Here is a 16,661-nt window from a genome sequence, read left to right on the forward strand (position 1 = left end):
ACTCCTAGACGACAGCGCCGGCGCGATATCCGACGCCGCGCACCGTCATGACGATCTTGGGGTTGTCCGGGTCGAGTTCGACCTTGGCGCGCAAACGCTGCACGTGCACGTTCACCAACCGGGTGTCCGCCTTGTAGTGGTAGCCCCAGACCTGCTCGAGGAGCATCTCGCGCGAGAACACCTGCTGCGGCCGCGAGGCCAGCGCGACGAGGAGCTGGAACTCCAGGGGCGTCAGGGCGATGGGTGCCGTGCCGCGGCGGACCTCATGGGCATCGACGTCGACGACGAGGTCGCCGATGCGCAGCACTTCGCTGGCCGCCTGCGTCGACGGGCGCAGCCGGGTGCGGATGCGCGCCACGAGCTCCTTCGGGTTGAACGGCTTGACGATGTAGTCGTCGGCTCCGACCTCGAGACCCCGGACGACATCCGCCGTGTCGCTGCGGGCCGTGAGCATGATGACGGGGATGCCCGATTCGGCACGGATCCGCGTACAGATCTCGATCCCGTCCATCCCGGGGAGCATCAGGTCGAGCAGGATCAGGTCCGGCCGCTGCGTGCGCCATTCCTCGACGGCTCGTGCGCCGTCCGCGCAGAATACCGGCTCGAATCCCTCGGTGCGCAACACGATCCCGATCATCTCGGCGAGTGCGGTGTCGTCATCGACAACGAGGATGCGTGAGGTCATGTGTGCCCAGCTCCGACTTTCTTCCCAGGGCGCCCGTCGGGAACACACCGAACGGCCGCAGATTTTCCCAGCGTACTTCACGACACGCCGTACTTCACGGAACCCCCGCCGCCCCGCCGGGCCTTGCAGTCGGTATGACACGATGGGAACAGCACTGTCGGAGGGAGCGCCGTGAGCGGACAGACGTGGACACCCGCCCCGAAGCGAGGCATCGTTCCGCTTCACCCGTTCACTTTCGGCATGCTCCTCGGCCGAGCATTCGCCGTGCTGCGTCACAACCCGAAGGTCGTGTTCGGCTTCGCGGTCGTGATGCAGCTGCTCATGGCACTGGTGGCCGCCGGCATCATGGTGACCGTCCTGATCGTCACGATCCTCCGGTTGCAGAACGTCTCCCCCGGTTCGCCGGACTTCGAGCCCCTGCTGATCGGCACGTTCGCGATCAACGGACTCGTCGCGTTCGGAGTCGGCCTGCTGTCGCTCGGCTTCACGGCGCTCGTCCAGGGCATCGTCGCCGCCGAGGTGCGCTTCGCCGCGGTCGGCGAGAAGGCCAGTCTCTCGCGGCTCTGGGCGCAGGTGCGGCCGGTCTTCTGGCGTCTGGTCGGCTTCGCCCTGCTGCAGATGCTGTTCACCCTCGGCGTGGTCGCGATAGCCGGCGGCATCATCGCCGGGTTGGTGATCGGGTTCATCGGCGGCTCGTCAGACTTCCTCGGACTCGGGATCGGCCTGGTGCTGCTGGTCATCGCCGCCAGCATCCCGCTCGCCGTCTGGTTGGGCACGAAGCTGCTGCTCGTACCCAGCGTGCTGGTGTTCGAACAGGCCACCCTGCGCGAGGCGCTCGTGCGCAGCTGGCGCCTCACCCGCGGCCGGTTCTGGGTCGCGTTCGGCGTGATGGTCCTCATCAATCTGATCATGGGCTTCGCCGCGCAGCTGGTGAGCTTCCCGCTCTCCCTGCTGTCCACTCTGCTGCTCCCCGTACTCGCACCGACCGGGAGCGAGGATCCTGCCGTGATCATCACGGCAGGCGTTCTCGCGACGGTGCTCCCCCAGGTTCTCGTGCTCGTCATCCAGGCCGTCGCCCTGGTCGTGCAGGGCACGGGAGCCGCCTTCGTCTACATCGACTGCCGCTACCGCTACGAGGGACTCGATCAGACGCTCGTCGCCTTCCTCGAGCGCCGTGACCTCGGCTGGTCCCCGGAGCAGCTCGGCGATCCGTTCGCGGTCGACCCCGCGCGCGCCGTCACGAGCGCTCCGCCGACGCCTGTGCTGACGCCGACGCAGCCGGGATGGGCGCCGGGGTACGCGCAGACTCCTGGATACGCGCCGGCATACGGAGCCGCGCCGGCCCAGCCCACACAGCCGTATGCGGCGGCCCCGCCGTACGCGGCAGCCGCGCCGCAACCGGGGTACGCGCAGCCGGTGCCGCCGCCCGCGTCCCCGCAGCAGGTTGCTCCCGCTCAGCCCGATTCCGCACAGCACGATTCCGCCCGGCCCGAGTCCGCGCAGCCCGAGCCGCCCTCGGACAGCCCGTGGGCGCCTCCCGGCGGCCGCGCATGACGCTGCCCCTCGAGCCTTTCGTCCCGGACGGCGACGAGGCGCGGCGCTGGGCCGAGCAGGAGCTCGCCGAGCCCCGTTACGACGAGGCCAGGCCGACCTGGTTCGATCTGCTCGCCCGTGACGTCGTCCGGTACCTCGGCGATCTGTTCACGCCCGACGGCGGCGGGCAGGTCGGCCCGCTCGCGCTGGTCATCGTCTGCGTCGTGATCGTCGCGGCCCTCATCGCAGCACTGATCGTGTGGGGACGGCCGCGTGCATCGCGCGCCTTGCGCGCTGCAGGGCGCGACCTCCTCGGCGAGCGCGATGACCGTACGGCGGCGCAGCTGCGCGCCGACGCGGAACGCGCGGCGCGGTCGGGCGACTGGGAGGACGCGACCATTCTGCGCTTCCGCGCGCTGGCCCGCGGCCTGCTCGAACGCGACCTGATCGACCCGGCCCCCGGCGCCACGGCGCAGGGCATCGCGAGGGACACCGCGCGCGTGTTCCCTGATGAAGCCGCCGCGCTGCATGAAGCCGCTGGTTCCTTCGACGATGTGCGCTACCTCGAGCATCCGTCCTCGCCGGAGCGCTACCGCGCGCTCGCCGACATCGACGAGCGGCTGATGTCGCGGCATCCGCAGGCGGTGCCGGTATGAGCACGACGGTCGAACAGCCCGCGTCGACGGCTGCCGCACCCCCGCGCCGCACGCGTCGCGTGCTCGGCTGGATCGTCATCGTTCTGCTCGTGGTCGGCGCTGCACTGCTCATCATGCGGATCGGGACGGCGACATCCGTGCCGTTCCGTGGCGGCGGCGACCCGGACGGGACCGGAGAGCACGGCATGCTCGCGCTCGCCGAGATCCTGCGCGACCAGGATGTCGAGGTGGAGGTCGTGCGCTCCCGCGCGGATGCGATCGCGGCGATCGAGGACGACACGACGCTGGTGATGACCGATCCGTACACGCTCTCGGACGAGGCGGTCCAGCAGCTCATCGACCCGGCGAACCGCGTCGTCCTGCTGTCCGCGAGCTCCCGGATGCTGTCCCTGCTGGAGCTCGGCGAGAGCACGGCGGCGAGCACGGCGGCCGCCGTCACGGCATCCTGCGAGCTTCCGGAGTTCGCACGGGTCGGCGAGATCCACCCAGGGCGGCTGTTCGTTCCTGCCGACGGCGTCACCGGGTGCTACACCGACGAAGACGGCAATGCGGCCCTCCTCATCGACGAGAGCGCTGACGCCCGGCGAGCGATGATCGACGGCACCCGCCTGTTCGGCAACGGCTATCTGGCCGAGGACGGCAATGCCGCGCTCGGCCTGGCGCTGCTCGGACAGACCGGACACGTCGTCTGGTACGTGCCGTCGTTCGCCGACACCGATCTCGAGGCGCAGACCGAGCCGTCGCTGGGCGAGCTGACACCCGACTGGGTGACACCGGCGATCGTGATGCTGCTCCTCGCCGGTGTCGCCGCCGGGGTGTGGCGCGGACGCCGTTTCGGCCCGCTCGTCGCCGAGACGCTGCCCGTGACCGTTCGCGCGTCCGAGACCATGCACGGCCGCGCGCGACTGACGGCGAAGGCGGCGGATGCCGCGCACGCCGCTGAGGCCATCCGGGCCGGTACCATTCGGCGACTCGCACGACGACTCGGCCTGCACGATCGCGCGGGGGCCGGCGAGGTCGCGGATGCCGTGGCCGATCGCCTCCGCACCCCGCGGACCGGGGTGCAGGATCTGCTGAACGGTGCCCTCCCGGCATCCGACGATCAGCTCATCGACCACGCGCGCCGCCTGAGCGACCTGGAATCCGCCATCGACGACGCCATCCGGACCGAACGGGGAACGCGATGACCCCGGCGTGCGCACCGACCGCTTTCGACCTGCTGAAAGGGACCCCATGACCACCCCGCTGACGAATCCCGACGACGACGCGGCGCTGCGCCAGGCCATGCACCGGGTGCGCCAGGAAGTCGACAAGGCCGTGATCGGACAGGCCGGCACCGTGACCGGCCTGCTGGTCTCGCTGCTTGCGAGAGGCCACGTGCTGCTGGAGGGCGTGCCCGGTGTCGCCAAGACGCTCGTGGTGCGCTCCTTCGCCAGGGCGCTCGGGCTCGACACCAAGCGCGTCCAGTTCACCCCCGACCTCATGCCCGGCGATGTGACGGGATCCCTCGTGTACGACGCGCGCACGGGCGAGTTCGAGTTCCGCGCCGGCCCGGTCTTCACGAACCTGCTGCTCGCCGATGAGATCAACCGCACGCCTCCGAAGACCCAGGCTGCGCTGCTGGAAGCGATGGAGGAGCGGCAGATCTCCGCGGACGGCGTGAGCCGCGCGCTGCCCGATCCGTTCCTCGTCGCCGCGACGCAGAACCCGATCGAGCACGAAGGGACGTACTCGCTCCCGGAGGCGCAGCTCGACCGCTTCCTCATGAAGCTCGTCGTGGCCATGCCGGAGCGGGATGCCGAGGTGAACGTCCTCCGCCTGCACGCGGGCGGATTCTCCCCGCGCGCGCTGACCGGCATCGAGCCCGTCGTCACGGCGGACGAGATCCGCGCGGCGCAGGATGCCGCGGCACGCGTCGACGTCACCGACGATGTGCTCGGCTATGTCGTCGACCTCGCTCGTGCGAGTCGCCAGTCGCCGTCGGTCCAACTGGGCGCGAGCCCCCGCGCCTCGACCGCGCTGCTCGCGGCCGCGAAGGCGTGGGCCTGGCTCAACGGCTCGAGCGCCGTGACCCCGGACCACGTGCAGACCATGCTCGTGCCGGTCTGGCGCCATCGCCTGCAGCTGCGCCCGGACGCCGAGATGGAAGGCGTCTCGGCGGATGCCGTGCTGACCGCCGTCGTCCAGCAGACGAGGGTGCCGATCTAAGTGTTCGTCACCGGCCGTTTCGCCCTGCTCATCGGGCTGGGGATCGTCCCCGTCGTCGTGCTGTCGTCGACGACGGGGAGCCCGGCGTGGGTGGTCGTCGGCGGCTGGCTGCTGCTGTGCCTCGTGCTGCTCGCGGCGGACGTGGTTCTCGCGGCATCCGCTCGCTCGGTCGTGGTGACCAGACGGGTGCCGGCGCGTGCGCGCCTGAACGAGCCGGTGCCGGTCAGCGTCGCGCTGCACAACACCGGGTCGCGCACCCTGCAGGCGCGCATCCGCGACGCATGGCAGCCGACCGCCGGCGCGCCGACGGAACGCCAGCACCTGGTCATCCCGGCGGGCGAGCGGCGACGGATCGAGATCCCGCTGCAGCCGCGCCGTCGGGGTGAGCTGGTCAGCGAATTCGTCATGATCCGGACCGCGGGTCCGCTCGGGCTCGGCGGACGGCAGGCACGGCACGACGTCCGCGGGGCGGTGCGGGTGCTTCCCGCGTTCACCGCGCGCAAGCACCTGCCCTCCCGACTCGCGCGGTTGAAGGAGCTCGACGGCAACACGAGCATCCAGGTGCGAGGACAGGGTACGGAGTTCGATTCGCTGCGGGAGTACGTGCGCGGTGACGACATCCGCTCGATCGACTGGCGGGCGACGGCGCGCGCGGGCACCACGATGCTGCGCACGTGGCGGCCGGAACGCGACCGGCACGTGGTGATCCTGATCGACACCGGGCGCACCGCGGCGGCCCGCGTCGGCGACGGCACGCGGCTGGAGGCATCGCTCGAGGCGGCATTGCTGCTGGGTGCTCTCGCTTCGCGTGCAGGCGACCACGTGCACGTGCAGATGTTCGACCGCGTCGTACGCGGCCGCGTGACAGGGGTCGACGGCGCAGCGCTGCTGCCGGCGATCAGCGACGCGATGGCGCCGGTGCACGCCGGACTCGTCGACACGGACTGGCCGGCCGCGTTCGCGTCGCTGCGGGCGCTGACGACGCGCCCGTCGCTGATCGTCGTGCTCACGGCGCAGGATGCCGCGGAGTCCGCGCGCGGCTTCCTCGGCGCGTTCCCGCAGCCGGGCCGCGCCACGACCGTGCTGGTGGGGTCGGTGACCGATACCTCCGTCGTCGAGATCGCCCGCGGACGCGGGTCGCGCGAGGACGTGTATCTCGCGGCTGCCGCCGAGCGCACACTCCGCGACGCCGAGAACGTCGCCGATGCCGTGCGCCGCGCAGGCGGCGAGGCGATCGCGGCTGATCCGGAGGCGCTCCCCCCGCGAATCGCCGACCGCTACCTCGAGCTGAAGGCCGCCGGCCGCCTGTAGGCGCGGTGTCGCGGTGTCGCGCGCCCGATCGCAGTTCACGCCGATTCATCCGTGATCGCCACCGTTCCGGTCGCAGTTCGTGCCGTTTCACGCGCGGGTAAGCGGCGCCAACTGCGACCGCAAGGGTCCTCACGATTGCGGATGCAGCGACGAGTGTGTCCGAGCGAGGAGCCTGTGGACACGAGATCCTCCGTGCAACGGTCGCCGCACGCCGCCGCACCGGCATCCAGAATCTGCGCGAAGCGGTCGAGCTGATGCGCGAGGACTCGTGGTCCCCGCGCGAGTCGAAGATCCGCGTGCGCATCGTCCGTGCGGGTCTGCCGGAGCCCCCGCTCAACCAGGACGTCTTCGAGGATCACGGGCGCTTCCTCGGATGCGTCGACCTCGCATATCGCACCTGAAGGTGGCGATCGAGTACCACGGGAGACTCCACTCAACGAGCTACGCCGCTGATGTGGAGAGGATCGCCGCCCTGCGCGCAGCCGGATGGATCGTGATCGAGGTCACCAGCGAGCTCTTCACGAAGTCAGCAGAACTGATCGAGCGGATCCATCAGGCGCTGTCGCGCTGACGATGCCGAAACCCCGCGCACAATGCGCCTCTCCGATCGCACTTCACGTCGAACGCGGCGCAGAAGCGGTTCCAGTCGCAGTTCAGGCCGCTCTGGCCGCTCACAAGCGGCACGAACTGCGACCGGAACCCCACGGCGCGCTGCCCCGACACGCCGAACGGCCCCCGCTGCGAGGCGAGGGCCGTTCGAAGAGCCGGGTCAGACGAGGTCGAAGCGATCGAGCTCGGTGACCTTGCCCCACGCGGCGACGAAATCGCGCACGAACTTCTCCTTGGCGTCGTCCGAGGCATAGACCTCGGCGATGGCGCGCAGCTCCGAGTTCGACCCGAACAGCAGGTCGACGCGGGTGCCGCGGCCGACGAGCTCGTCGGAGCCGTCCACACGGCCCTCGAACGCGTGCGAGCCGGGGTCGAGCGGCTTCCAGGTGGTGCCGAGGTCGAGCAGGTTCACGAAGAAGTCGTTCGTGAGCACACCGGACGTCTCGGTGAACACGCCGTACTGCGAGCCATCCCAGTTCGCACCGAGCACGCGCAGGCCGCCGACGAGGACGGTGAGCTCCGGCGCGGTCAGGGTCAGCAGGTTTGCCTTGTCCAGCAGCAGGTGCTCCGCGGGGATCGCCGCGACATCCTTCGAAACGTAGTTGCGGAACCCGTCGGCCGCGGGCTCGAGGAACGCGAACGATGCGACGTCCGTCTGCTCCTGCGAGGCGTCGGTGCGACCGGCGTGGAACGGCACGACCGCGTCGACACCGGCATCCTGAGCAGCCTTCTCAACACCCGCGTTTCCGGCGAGCACGATCAGATCGGCCAGCGAGACGCGCACGTCGCCGGTCTGAGCGTCGTTGAACTCGGTGCGGATGCCCTCGAGCACGTTCAGGACGCGAGCAAGCCGCTGCGGGTCATTCACCTCCCAGTCCTTCTGCGGGGCGAGACGGATGCGAGCGCCGTTGACGCCGCCGCGCTTGTCACTGCCGCGGAAGGTGGATGCCGCGGCCCACGTGACCGAGACGAGGTCGGCGACCGACAGACCGGACTCCAGCACCTTGGCCTTGAGCGACGCGGCGTCCGTGTCCGAGATCAGTGCGTGGTCGACGGCCGGGACGTTGTCCTGCCAGATGAGCTCCTCGGCCGGAACCTCGGCGCCGATGTAGCGGGCGCGCGGACCCATGTCGCGGTGCGTCAGCTTGAACCACGCACGCGCGAACGCGTCGGCGAATGCGTCAGGGTCGTCCTTGAAGCGCTCCGAGATCGGACCGTAGATCGGGTCGAAGCGCAGCGCGAGGTCGCTCGTGAGCATGCGCGGCTCGCGGCGGCCGCCCGAGTGCGCGAGCGGCACCATGTCGGCCCCGCCGCCGTTCTTCGGACGCCACTGGTTGGCACCGGCCGGGCTTTGGAACAGCTCCCAGTCGTACGCGTACAGGATGTGGAAGAACTCGTTGTCCCAGCGCGTCGGGTGGTAGGTCCAGGTGACCTCGAGACCGCTGGTGATCTGGTCGTCGCCCTTGCCCGTGCCGTTGTTGTTCTTCCAGCCGAGACCCTGCTGCTCGAGGCCGGCGGCCTCCGGGTTCGCCTCGAGGTTGGAGTCGGGCGCGGCGCCGTGGGTCTTGCCGAACGTGTGGCCGCCGGCGATCAGCGCCACGGTCTCCTCGTCATCCATGGCCATGCGTCCGAAGGTCTCGCGGATATCGCGTGCGGACAGCAGCGGGTCAGGGTTGCCGTTGGGGCCCTCCGGGTTGACGTAGATCAGGCCCATCTGGACTGCGGCGAGCGGACGCTCGAGGTCGCGGTCACCGGAGTAGCGCTCGTCGCCCAGCCACGTGGTCTCGGGCCCCCAGTACACGTCGTCGTCCGGCTCCCAGGCATCGATGCGTCCACCGGCGAAGCCGAAGGTCTCGAAGCCCATCGACTCGAGCGCGACGTTGCCGGCGAGGATCATAAGGTCGCCCCAGCTGAGCGACTGTCCGTACTTCTTCTTGACGGGCCAGAGGATGCGGCGCGCCTTGTCCAGGCCGACGTTGTCCGGCCAGCTGTTCAGCGGAGCGAAGCGCTGCTGACCGGTGCCGCCGCCGCCGCGACCGTCCGTCACGCGGTAGGTGCCCGCGCTGTGCCACGCCATGCGCACCATCAGCGGACCGTAGTGACCGAAGTCGGCGGGCCACCAGGCCTGCGACGTGGTAATGGTCTCCTCGATGTCCTTCTTGACGGCATCCAGATCCAGCGCCTCGAAGGCGGCCGCGTAGTCGAAGTCCACCCCGAGCGGGTTCCGCTCCGCGGTGTTCTTCGCGAGGATCTTGAGGTTCAGCTGCTCCGGCCACCACACGCGGTTCGCCGAGCCCATCGTCGGGTGCGGCTGCGCGTGGATGACGGGGCACGCCCCGGACTCGCCCGGCTCGACGGGCTCGTCGGTGACGGTCTTCGACTGGTCGATCGCGGTGACGTCGTCACCGATACCGGGGACCTGTTCGTGAGCGGTCATTGTTGTCCTTCCGATGTGAGGGCAGGGAATGGTGGAGGATCAGGAGTCTTCGTCCGCGCACGAGGCGCACAGGCCCCAGTACGTGACCTCGGCGACGGCGATGCGGTAGCCGTGGGCGTCGTTCGGCACGAGGCAGGGGGCGTGCCCGACCGCGCAGTCGACGTCTTCGACCGCGCCGCAGCGGGTGCAGACGAGGTGGTGGTGGTTGTCATCGACCCGCAGCTCGAACAGCATCGGGTGACCGGCGGGCTCGATCCGGCGCACGAGTCCGGCGGCAGCGAAATCGCCCAGTGCGTTGTAGACGGACTGCAGGCTGGGAGAATCCAGCACGGGCTGCACGGCGTCGCGGATCTCATCGGCGCTCGCATGCGGATGCGCACGCAGCGCATCGAAGACGGCCCGCCGCGAATCGGTGACCCGGAGACCTGCGGCGCGGATCGCGTCGTCGGTGTTGTCCAGGGCCATCGTCATGACACCAGCGTACTTGTTTTGATTCATTCAAGAAAGTACGGCGCGCGACACGCTCGGCGCGCCTGCTGGGAGTTCTCTGTGAACAGGGGAATCATGTGGTGCGCCGGACCAGCTGGCCGGCGCATGCGAAAGGACACAGATCATGAGTGATTCCACGTCGGCTGTGCCCACTCTCGGCGCGAAGCTCGCGGCCGAGGGATTCGGCACCTTCCTCCTCGTCTTCGGCGGCGTCGGCACTGCGCTGTTCGCCTCCAACCTCTACACCGACCCCGCACCGAACGCTGCCGTATACAGCGCGGTCGCACTCGCGTTCGGTCTCACGGTCGTCGTCGGCGCGTACGCGTTCGGCCCGATCTCGGGCGGTCACTTCAACCCGGCCGTCACGCTGGGTGCCGCGGCTGCCGGCCGCATCGGCTGGAAGGATGTCCTGCCGTACATCGTCGCCCAGGTCGTCGGTGGCGCGGTGGCGTCGACGCTGCTGTTCCTGATCGGGCAGTTCGGCCCCGAGGGCTGGCTGACCGGCGCGCAGAACGCCGGCTTCGCGAGCAACGGTTTCGGTGAGCACTCCCCCGGCGGATTCGGCCTGGGCTCGGCCATCATCGCCGAGGTCATCCTGACCGCGATCTTCCTGCTCGTGATCCTCGGCACCACGCACTCCAAGCGCGGCACGCCGTTCGCCGGACTCGCGATCGGCCTCACGCTGACCCTCATCCACCTGATCAGCATCCCGGTGGACAACACGTCGGTGAACCCGGCCCGCTCGATCGCTGCGGCGATCTACGGCGGCGTCGGCCCGCTGTCGCAGCTGTGGGTGTTCCTCGTGTTCCCGATCGTCGGCGCCCTCATCGCGGGCTTCGCCTACAAGGCGCTGTTCGACGGCACCAAGAAGGCCTGACGCTTCACGCCCGAGGGGTCGGCGCTTCGGCACCGGCCCCTTTCGCGTGTCCTGGCCCAGTTCTCACCCGGCGACGAGCCGCGGCGTCCCCGCCTCGTACTCCAGCAGGTCGCCGGTCTGACCGCGGCGATGCGCACGCCCGCCAATCACGAGCATGTAGATGAGGAACACGCCGAGCGCCGCCGCGCCGATGCCGATCTTGACCGGCCACGGCAGCCACCACCCCGTCACGAAGCCCTCGACGAGGCCGGACAGAAACAGCGCGAAGATCAGCCCGATCGCCACGGTCGCGAGCGATCGCCCCTCCTGCGCGAGCGCCTCACCCCGCGTGCGGTGCCCCGGTGCCACCCAGGCCCAGAACACGTGCAGCCCTGCGGCTGCGGCGACGAAGAGGCACGTCATCTCCAGCATCCCGTGCGGGAGGATGTACAGCACCATGATGTCGGCGCGGTCGTGCGCGGCCATGACGGCGCCCGATACCCCGAGACCGACGGCGTTCTGCACCATGACGTACACCGGCCAGATGCCCGTGATTCCGAACAGCACGCACTGCGCCGCGAGCCAGGCGTTGTTCGTCCAGACCATCCCGGCGAAGACGGCCGCCGGGTTCTCGGTGTAGTACTCGGTGAAGCTCTCGTCGGCGTACTCGGCGAGGAAGTCCGGTGTGCCGAGCGTGGCGACGAGGTTCGGGTCCGCGGAGATCCACATCGCGGTGCCGACGGTGACGACGATGAAGACGATCGCGATGACGAGTGTCGTCCAGCGCACCCGATAAAGCGCTGCGGGAAGCTGATCGACGAAGAACCGCGTGATCTGGGTCAGCACATTGTCGCCTGCTCCGGTCAGACGCAGCCGCGCCCTGGCGAGGATGGTCGAGAGATAGGCGCTCTGCGGCGACTCGCCCACCGACGTCTTCAGCTCCGCCAGATCGGCGGATGCCGCGCGATACCGCACGATCAGCTCATCGACGCTGTCGCCCTCGTCGAGCCGGGCTCGGCTCAGCTCGTCCAGGCGAGCCCACTCCGCCCGGCGCGCATCGCTGAGTGCATCGGCATCCACCTGATTTACTGTACTCATGTCCGCGCCGATCGAGTCAGCCGAGGAGATCCTCTCCGGCGAGGCCGTCGCGATCGACGTGCAGCCGATCGGGTTCTTCCTGCGCGTCATGGGCGCGGTCATCGACATGCTGCTGTCGATCGCCCTGTACGTCCTGTTCCTCTTCCTGCGGATCTGGATGCTGGATGCCGGCTTCATCGACGAGGCGCTGGATCGGATCCTCAACGTCACCTCGCTGGTCGTGTGCTTCGTCGTCGTGCCTGTCGCGATCGAGGTGTCTCTGAAGGGCCGCAGCCTGGGCAAGCTCGCCGTCGGCGGACGCATCGTCCGGTTGGACGGCGGTGCGGCCGGGTTCCGCCACGCGTTCATCAGGGCACTGCTCGGCGTGCTCGAGATCTACATGACCTTCGGCTCGGTCGCACTCCTCACCGGGGCGTTCACGGCGCGCTCGCAGCGGCTCGGCGACCTCGTCGCCGGTACCTACAGCCAGCGCGTGCGGACGCCGAAGCTCATCCCTTACGAACCGGCGATGCCGGTCGAGCTCGCCGAGTGGGCGATGATCGCGGACGTCGCCCGCCTCCCCGACCGCCTGGCCCGGCGTATCTCGCAGTTCTTGCGCACCGCGCCGCAGATGATGCCGCACGCCCGTGCGCGCATCGCCGAGCAGCTCGTGGCCGAGACGGCCGACCACGTCTCCCCTCGTCCAACGGCCGCCCCTGAGCACGTGCTCGCGGCGATCACAGTGGTCCGTCGCCGCCGCGAACTGCACGGGCTGCAGATCGCTGACACGCGCGCCGAGCGCCTGACCGGGCGTTCGATCGGCGTCTGAGCCGCAGCTGACGCCGATGCCGTCACCGCGGCCATCCGATCGGGGTGGAAGACATTTGCCGCGTTTGAGGGCATGAAACCGGCAATCCCCTGCCACCGTCGTCCCATCGCGGCGCAGGAACGCACGCCTACATTCCTTCCGCCACGACCCGGGCGACGGGGAAACGCAGGATGGACGGGAACTCAGAACCGGATCGCGTCGATCACCTTGACGCGCAGCGCCACCAGCGCCGGGATGAATCCGGCCACGGCGCCGACGATGACCGAGGCGATGAGTCCGGTCACGGCGGCCCGCATCGGGAACGGCGGAACGTCCTGCATGCCCTGGAACATGCTCGTGACGATCCAGTCCGACCGCAGCACCGCGACGACGATGGCGATGCCGATGATGCCGGCCACGGTCGTGGCGACCAGGCTCTCCAGCAGCACGGTCGTGAACACCCGCCCGCCGGTCGCGCCGAACGCGCGGCGGACACCGATCTCGCGCACCCGCTGCCGCATCGCAACGAGCTGGATGTTGATCAGGCTCAGTGCGCCGAGGGCGAGGATCAGCACGGCGATGCCGCCGGTGATGAGCTCGAAGATGCGCGCGGCCTCCTCGCTGCCGGACATCGACGCCCAGTCGGTGCGATTGACCGAGACCTGCTCGCCCTCTGGGAGACCGGCGCGCAGATCCATTGCGAGCACCGGACCGATCTCGGCGGCCTGATCGGCGCCGACCCACACCTCGTATACCGGCATCATGCCCTCGGGCAGACTGTCCACACGCGCACGGTAGGCGTCGTAGAGCACGTCGATGCGCGGCTCTTCGTCCCAGATCCCCTGGCGGGGCGTCACACCGACGATCTGATAGGTCCCGCCGGCCGGCCCTGAGACCGTGAGCACCGGATGCTGAGCCAGCGCGACGCGTCCGAGACGGTCCCAGAGCGGCTCGCTGATCACGACCGCCGGCGCGAGCGCCTCGACGTCGCCGTCGCGCAACGACCGGCCTTCCAGCAGCTGTTCCCGATGGATCTGCGGGAAGGCCGCATCGATCAGTCGCGCAGGGGTCTCGACCACTCCCTCCGGCATCTGCACCGGAAGCGTCATCCCCTGGACATTGCGCGCCGTGTGCGAGAAGCCGAACCGCTCGCTGACGCCCTGGAAACGCGCATCGAACGCGTCCGCATCCACAGCTCCTGTGTCGCTGTAGACCGAGATCGCGATGGTGGCGACGCGTCCGCCCCAGCGATCGGACTGCTCGGCCTGGTACTGCTGCTGGTACTCGCTGATCGCGACGACCGCGGTCAGCGCCGCCACCGAAACCGCGATGCCGATGAGGCTGAGCAGCACGCGCAGCTTGTGCACGCGGATCTCGGCCCAGGCATCCGCGAGGGCTCCGAGGATCCCGGTCACGAGACGACCCCTTCCTTGGCCGACGCCGGATCCCTTTCGGCCAGCGCGTGCACGACGGGCTCGGCATCCGGAACCACCGACTGTTCGGTGGTCGGCGGTTCGGCCCCCGGCACCGACTCGGCGAGCGTCGACGCCTGAAACGCCCGCGTGAGATCCGCAGGAGCGAGGAGCCCGGCATCCAGTCGGTAGTGTCGCCTCGCCCTTGCGGCGACGTGCAGGTCGTGCGTGATCGTGACGAGCGCGGCGTCGGTCTCGGTCGCCACCTCGTCCAGCAGCGCCATCACGGATGCTCCGGTGTCGATGTCGAGCGCACCGGTCGGTTCGTCGGCGAGGATGAGCACCGGTCGGCGCACCAGCGCCCGCGCGATCGCGACGCGCTGCTGCTCGCCGCCGGAAAGCCGGTCGGCGATCTGATCGGTCCGGTGGCCGAGGCCGACTCGGTCGAGCATGTCGGCGGCGATGTCGCGTCGTCGCCAGAACAGCCGGCCGGACGCGTGCCCGAGCGGCATCATGACGTTCTCGAGGGCTGTGCGGCCGGCGAGCAGATTGAACTGCTGGAAGACGAACCCGACATTCGCCCCGCGCAGCCGGTCGAGCCGGCCGGTGCGCATCTTCTTCACCGGTCGTCCCTCGAACGAGACCGAGCCGCTCGTCGGCGCGTCCAGCATCCCGAGGATGTTCAGCAGAGTCGATTTGCCGGAACCCGACCGCCCGACGATCGAGACGTGATCGCCGGCGCCGACTTCCAGACTGATGCCGCGGAGGATCTCCAGCTTCGAGTCATCCGCGAGCGTGACGCTCTTCGTGACGTCTTCGAGCGCGACGAGGGTCACCAGCTGGTTCCGCTCTCGCACTGCTCGACGCCCGGCGAAACCTCGTAGCAGACCTCTTCGACCGGCGCGACGAACCCGGGAACGAACTGGCGGATGCTGTCGCCCTCGGCGAGTCCTTCCGTGACCTCGACCATGGTGCCGTCGTTGACCCCGAGGGTCACCGGACGCTCCTCAGGATCGCTGCCGTCACCGGCATCCACCCACACCACGCCGGAACCGGAGCCGCCCTGGACGGCCGTGACGGGGATGACGAGCGCGTCGTCGACCTGGCCGAGTGCGAGGTCGAGCTGTGCCGGGAGCCCGGCGAACACGGTCTGATCAGCGGGAACGGCGCAGCGGACGCTCGCGGTCCCCTCCGCGGAGACTTCGACACGAACGCCGGTGCACACGAACGGCGCAGGCCCGCCGGTGATCGTGACCGTGGCCTCGCTCGGCGCGCCGACCAGGCGGTAGAGCTGCACGGGGTCGACCGTGGCGAGCACGTGGTACCGCGACGGGCTGAGAGTGGCGATCTGCTCGCCGACTGCGGTGAGCTGCCCCTTGACCAGGGCGATCTCGGTGATCTCCCCCGCCTCGCCCGCCAGGATGTCGATGTTCTTCTGCGGATCGAGCTGTTTGATCGTGAACAGCTTCTGTCCGGCGGCGACCGTCGCTCCGTCCGCGACATGCACGGCCGTCACCGTTCCGTTGACGTCACCGCGCAATGGGAACGACTCGTCACGTGCGACATTGCCCGGCAGGGCGAGCGCGTTGACGACCGAGCCGCGCTCGACCGGGATCACGGGATCCGAGACGCTCGCTTCCGGCGAAACGGCCGCGGCGGTCGAGCTATCAGGGAAGAACGCCAACTTCACGAGCGCGGCGGCGCAGGCGCCGAAGACGATGAGCAGGAGGATGGGGAGGACCCAGCGACGCCAGACGACCACGGCAGATGCCTTTCCGCGTGCGCCGCCCTGGCACACTTTCGGAACAGAATAGCCGGAAACTGTTTTCCCGGTACATATTCACACCGGCGGCGCGTCGCGCCCGGTCAGCGAGGGTCAGGCGCGGAGCGCCTCGTGGCGGACGACGATCCAGCCGCTGGGCACGGACAGGCGGTCGGCGTGCTGGGCGCACAGATCGTGCGCGTTCGGATGCCGGGACCCGCCGAGCGGGCCGAGCGCGGCCATCTGGTCGCCGTAGTCGTACGTCAGCGTGGCGACCGCCTCGCGAGCGCAGCCGACCTTCGAGCAGAGTCGTTCGTCCATCTCCCCCAGGCTAGGCCTCCCGATGACCTCCGGAGCGGATGCCGCGCCCAGAGCTCTAGACTTTCGTCATGCCCCGTCGTCGCCTTCCCCGCACTGCGCCTCGCCGTGGAGCCAGGCACGGCAGGCACGGACGCCTCGGGCGCAGCGAGGTCGTGCGGCCGCCGCTTCCGCCACTGGACGGGCGCGTCGACCGCTTCGACCTCTCCGTCGGCACCGCGGTCGAGTTCCTGCGCGGCACGTGGCCGGAACTCGAGGATGTGCGGTTCGAGATCGGCGCGATGCCGATCGGCGACGACGGATCCGGGGAGGCCCCTCGGTGGACGATCGATCGCGGGAGCCGAAGGATCGTGCTGTACCGGATCCCGATCGAGCGGCTGCTTCCTCCGGGCCACGACGACGCCGCGCATCGGCGCATCTCGATCGAGAGCGCCGTGTTCCGCGCCGCCGCGGAGTTCGTGGGGCGCGATCCGTGGGAGCTCGGTCCCGAGGGCTGAGTT

18 protein-coding genes are annotated in these 16,661 nt (G+C 69.6%); 10 read left to right on the top strand and 8 right to left on the bottom strand.

What is annotated here, in order from left to right; all coding sequences use genetic code 11:
• Nucleotides 1-4: 4 nt before the first annotated feature.
• Nucleotides 5-685, bottom strand: coding sequence for an MtrAB system response regulator MtrA (gene mtrA / locus ACWAT3_RS14985; RefSeq protein ID WP_460799688.1), 681 nt, complete (start codon nt 683-685; stop codon nt 5-7).
• Nucleotides 686-925: 240 nt separating this feature from the next.
• Between mtrA and ACWAT3_RS14990 the strand changes: the two genes are divergently transcribed.
• The 7 genes from ACWAT3_RS14990 to ACWAT3_RS15020 all read left to right on the top strand — a co-directional run bounded on the left by ACWAT3_RS14990 (nt 926) and on the right by ACWAT3_RS15020 (nt 6,964).
• Entirely contained in the window at nt 926-2,239 is a 1,314-nt protein-coding gene (locus ACWAT3_RS14990) for a glycerophosphoryl diester phosphodiesterase membrane domain-containing protein (RefSeq protein ID WP_460799690.1), read from the top strand.
• On the top strand, nt 2,236-2,874 hold the full coding sequence (locus ACWAT3_RS14995) for a DUF4129 domain-containing protein (RefSeq protein WP_460799691.1): 639 nt from the start codon (nt 2,236-2,238) through the stop codon (nt 2,872-2,874). The genes ACWAT3_RS14990 and ACWAT3_RS14995 overlap by 4 nt, the downstream gene beginning before the upstream one ends.
• Nucleotides 2,871-4,061 carry a DUF4350 domain-containing protein gene (locus ACWAT3_RS15000; protein ID WP_460799693.1) on the top strand — a complete coding sequence of 397 codons (1,191 nt, stop codon included), beginning with the start codon at nt 2,871-2,873 and terminating at the stop codon, nt 4,059-4,061. The genes ACWAT3_RS14995 and ACWAT3_RS15000 overlap by 4 nt, the downstream gene beginning before the upstream one ends.
• Nucleotides 4,062-4,107: 46 nt before the next feature.
• A complete protein-coding gene (locus tag ACWAT3_RS15005; RefSeq protein WP_460799695.1) occupies nt 4,108-5,082 on the top strand; it encodes an AAA family ATPase in 975 nt (324 codons plus the stop codon).
• The gene (locus tag ACWAT3_RS15010; protein WP_460799696.1) at nt 5,083-6,393 is read left to right on the top strand and encodes a DUF58 domain-containing protein; all 1,311 of its coding nucleotides are present in this window, start codon (nt 5,083-5,085) and stop codon (nt 6,391-6,393) included. It abuts the gene before it with no gap.
• A gap of 155 nt (nt 6,394-6,548) precedes the next feature.
• Nucleotides 6,549-6,794 (top strand): hypothetical protein, encoded by a 246-nt coding sequence (locus ACWAT3_RS15015; protein ID WP_460799698.1) that lies wholly within the window; start codon nt 6,549-6,551, stop codon nt 6,792-6,794.
• A gap of 2 nt (nt 6,795-6,796) precedes the next feature.
• A complete protein-coding gene (locus ACWAT3_RS15020) occupies nt 6,797-6,964 on the top strand; it encodes a hypothetical protein (RefSeq protein WP_460799699.1) in 168 nt (55 codons plus the stop codon).
• Between the two features lie 198 nt (nt 6,965-7,162).
• Here ACWAT3_RS15020 and katG read toward each other — a convergent pair whose 3' ends face one another.
• Nucleotides 7,163-9,439, bottom strand: coding sequence for a catalase/peroxidase HPI (katG, locus tag ACWAT3_RS15025; RefSeq protein WP_460799701.1), 2,277 nt, complete (start codon nt 9,437-9,439; stop codon nt 7,163-7,165).
• Nucleotides 9,440-9,478: 39 nt separating this feature from the next.
• Nucleotides 9,479-9,910: a Fur family transcriptional regulator gene (locus ACWAT3_RS15030; protein WP_460799703.1), complete on the bottom strand. Its 432-nt coding sequence runs from the start codon at nt 9,908-9,910 to the stop codon at nt 9,479-9,481.
• 142 nt (nt 9,911-10,052) lie between these two features.
• Between ACWAT3_RS15030 and aqpZ the strand changes: the two genes are divergently transcribed.
• The gene (gene aqpZ / locus ACWAT3_RS15035) at nt 10,053-10,805 is read left to right on the top strand and encodes an aquaporin Z (protein WP_460799705.1); all 753 of its coding nucleotides are present in this window, start codon (nt 10,053-10,055) and stop codon (nt 10,803-10,805) included.
• A gap of 63 nt (nt 10,806-10,868) precedes the next feature.
• Here aqpZ and ACWAT3_RS15040 read toward each other — a convergent pair whose 3' ends face one another.
• On the bottom strand, nt 10,869-11,864 hold the full coding sequence (locus tag ACWAT3_RS15040) for a stage II sporulation protein M (protein WP_460799706.1): 996 nt from the start codon (nt 11,862-11,864) through the stop codon (nt 10,869-10,871).
• Nucleotides 11,865-11,880: 16 nt separating this feature from the next.
• Between ACWAT3_RS15040 and ACWAT3_RS15045 the strand changes: the two genes are divergently transcribed.
• Nucleotides 11,881-12,690 (top strand): RDD family protein, encoded by an 810-nt coding sequence (locus ACWAT3_RS15045; protein WP_460799708.1) that lies wholly within the window; start codon nt 11,881-11,883, stop codon nt 12,688-12,690.
• Nucleotides 12,691-12,872: 182 nt separating this feature from the next.
• On the opposite strand, the gene ACWAT3_RS15050 is transcribed toward ACWAT3_RS15045, so the two are convergent.
• From ACWAT3_RS15050 to ACWAT3_RS15065, 4 genes are all read right to left on the bottom strand, one after another.
• Nucleotides 12,873-14,084 carry an ABC transporter permease gene (locus ACWAT3_RS15050; RefSeq protein WP_460799710.1) on the bottom strand — a complete coding sequence of 404 codons (1,212 nt, stop codon included), beginning with the start codon at nt 14,082-14,084 and terminating at the stop codon, nt 12,873-12,875.
• Entirely contained in the window at nt 14,081-14,917 is an 837-nt protein-coding gene (locus tag ACWAT3_RS15055; RefSeq protein WP_460799712.1) for an ABC transporter ATP-binding protein, read from the bottom strand. Before ACWAT3_RS15055 ends, ACWAT3_RS15050 begins: the two co-directional genes overlap by 4 nt.
• A complete protein-coding gene (locus ACWAT3_RS15060; protein ID WP_460799714.1) occupies nt 14,914-15,843 on the bottom strand; it encodes an efflux RND transporter periplasmic adaptor subunit in 930 nt (309 codons plus the stop codon). Before ACWAT3_RS15060 ends, ACWAT3_RS15055 begins: the two co-directional genes overlap by 4 nt.
• A 114-nt stretch (nt 15,844-15,957) precedes the next feature.
• Entirely contained in the window at nt 15,958-16,164 is a 207-nt protein-coding gene (locus ACWAT3_RS15065; protein WP_376177182.1) for a DUF3499 family protein, read from the bottom strand.
• Between the two features lie 152 nt (nt 16,165-16,316).
• Between ACWAT3_RS15065 and ACWAT3_RS15070 the strand changes: the two genes are divergently transcribed.
• Complete coding sequence (locus tag ACWAT3_RS15070; protein ID WP_460799757.1) at nt 16,317-16,658, top strand: hypothetical protein; 342 nt, start codon at nt 16,317-16,319, stop codon at nt 16,656-16,658.
• Nucleotides 16,659-16,661 lie beyond the last annotated feature (3 nt).

The organism is Microbacterium sp. GXF0217 (assembly GCF_054798195.1).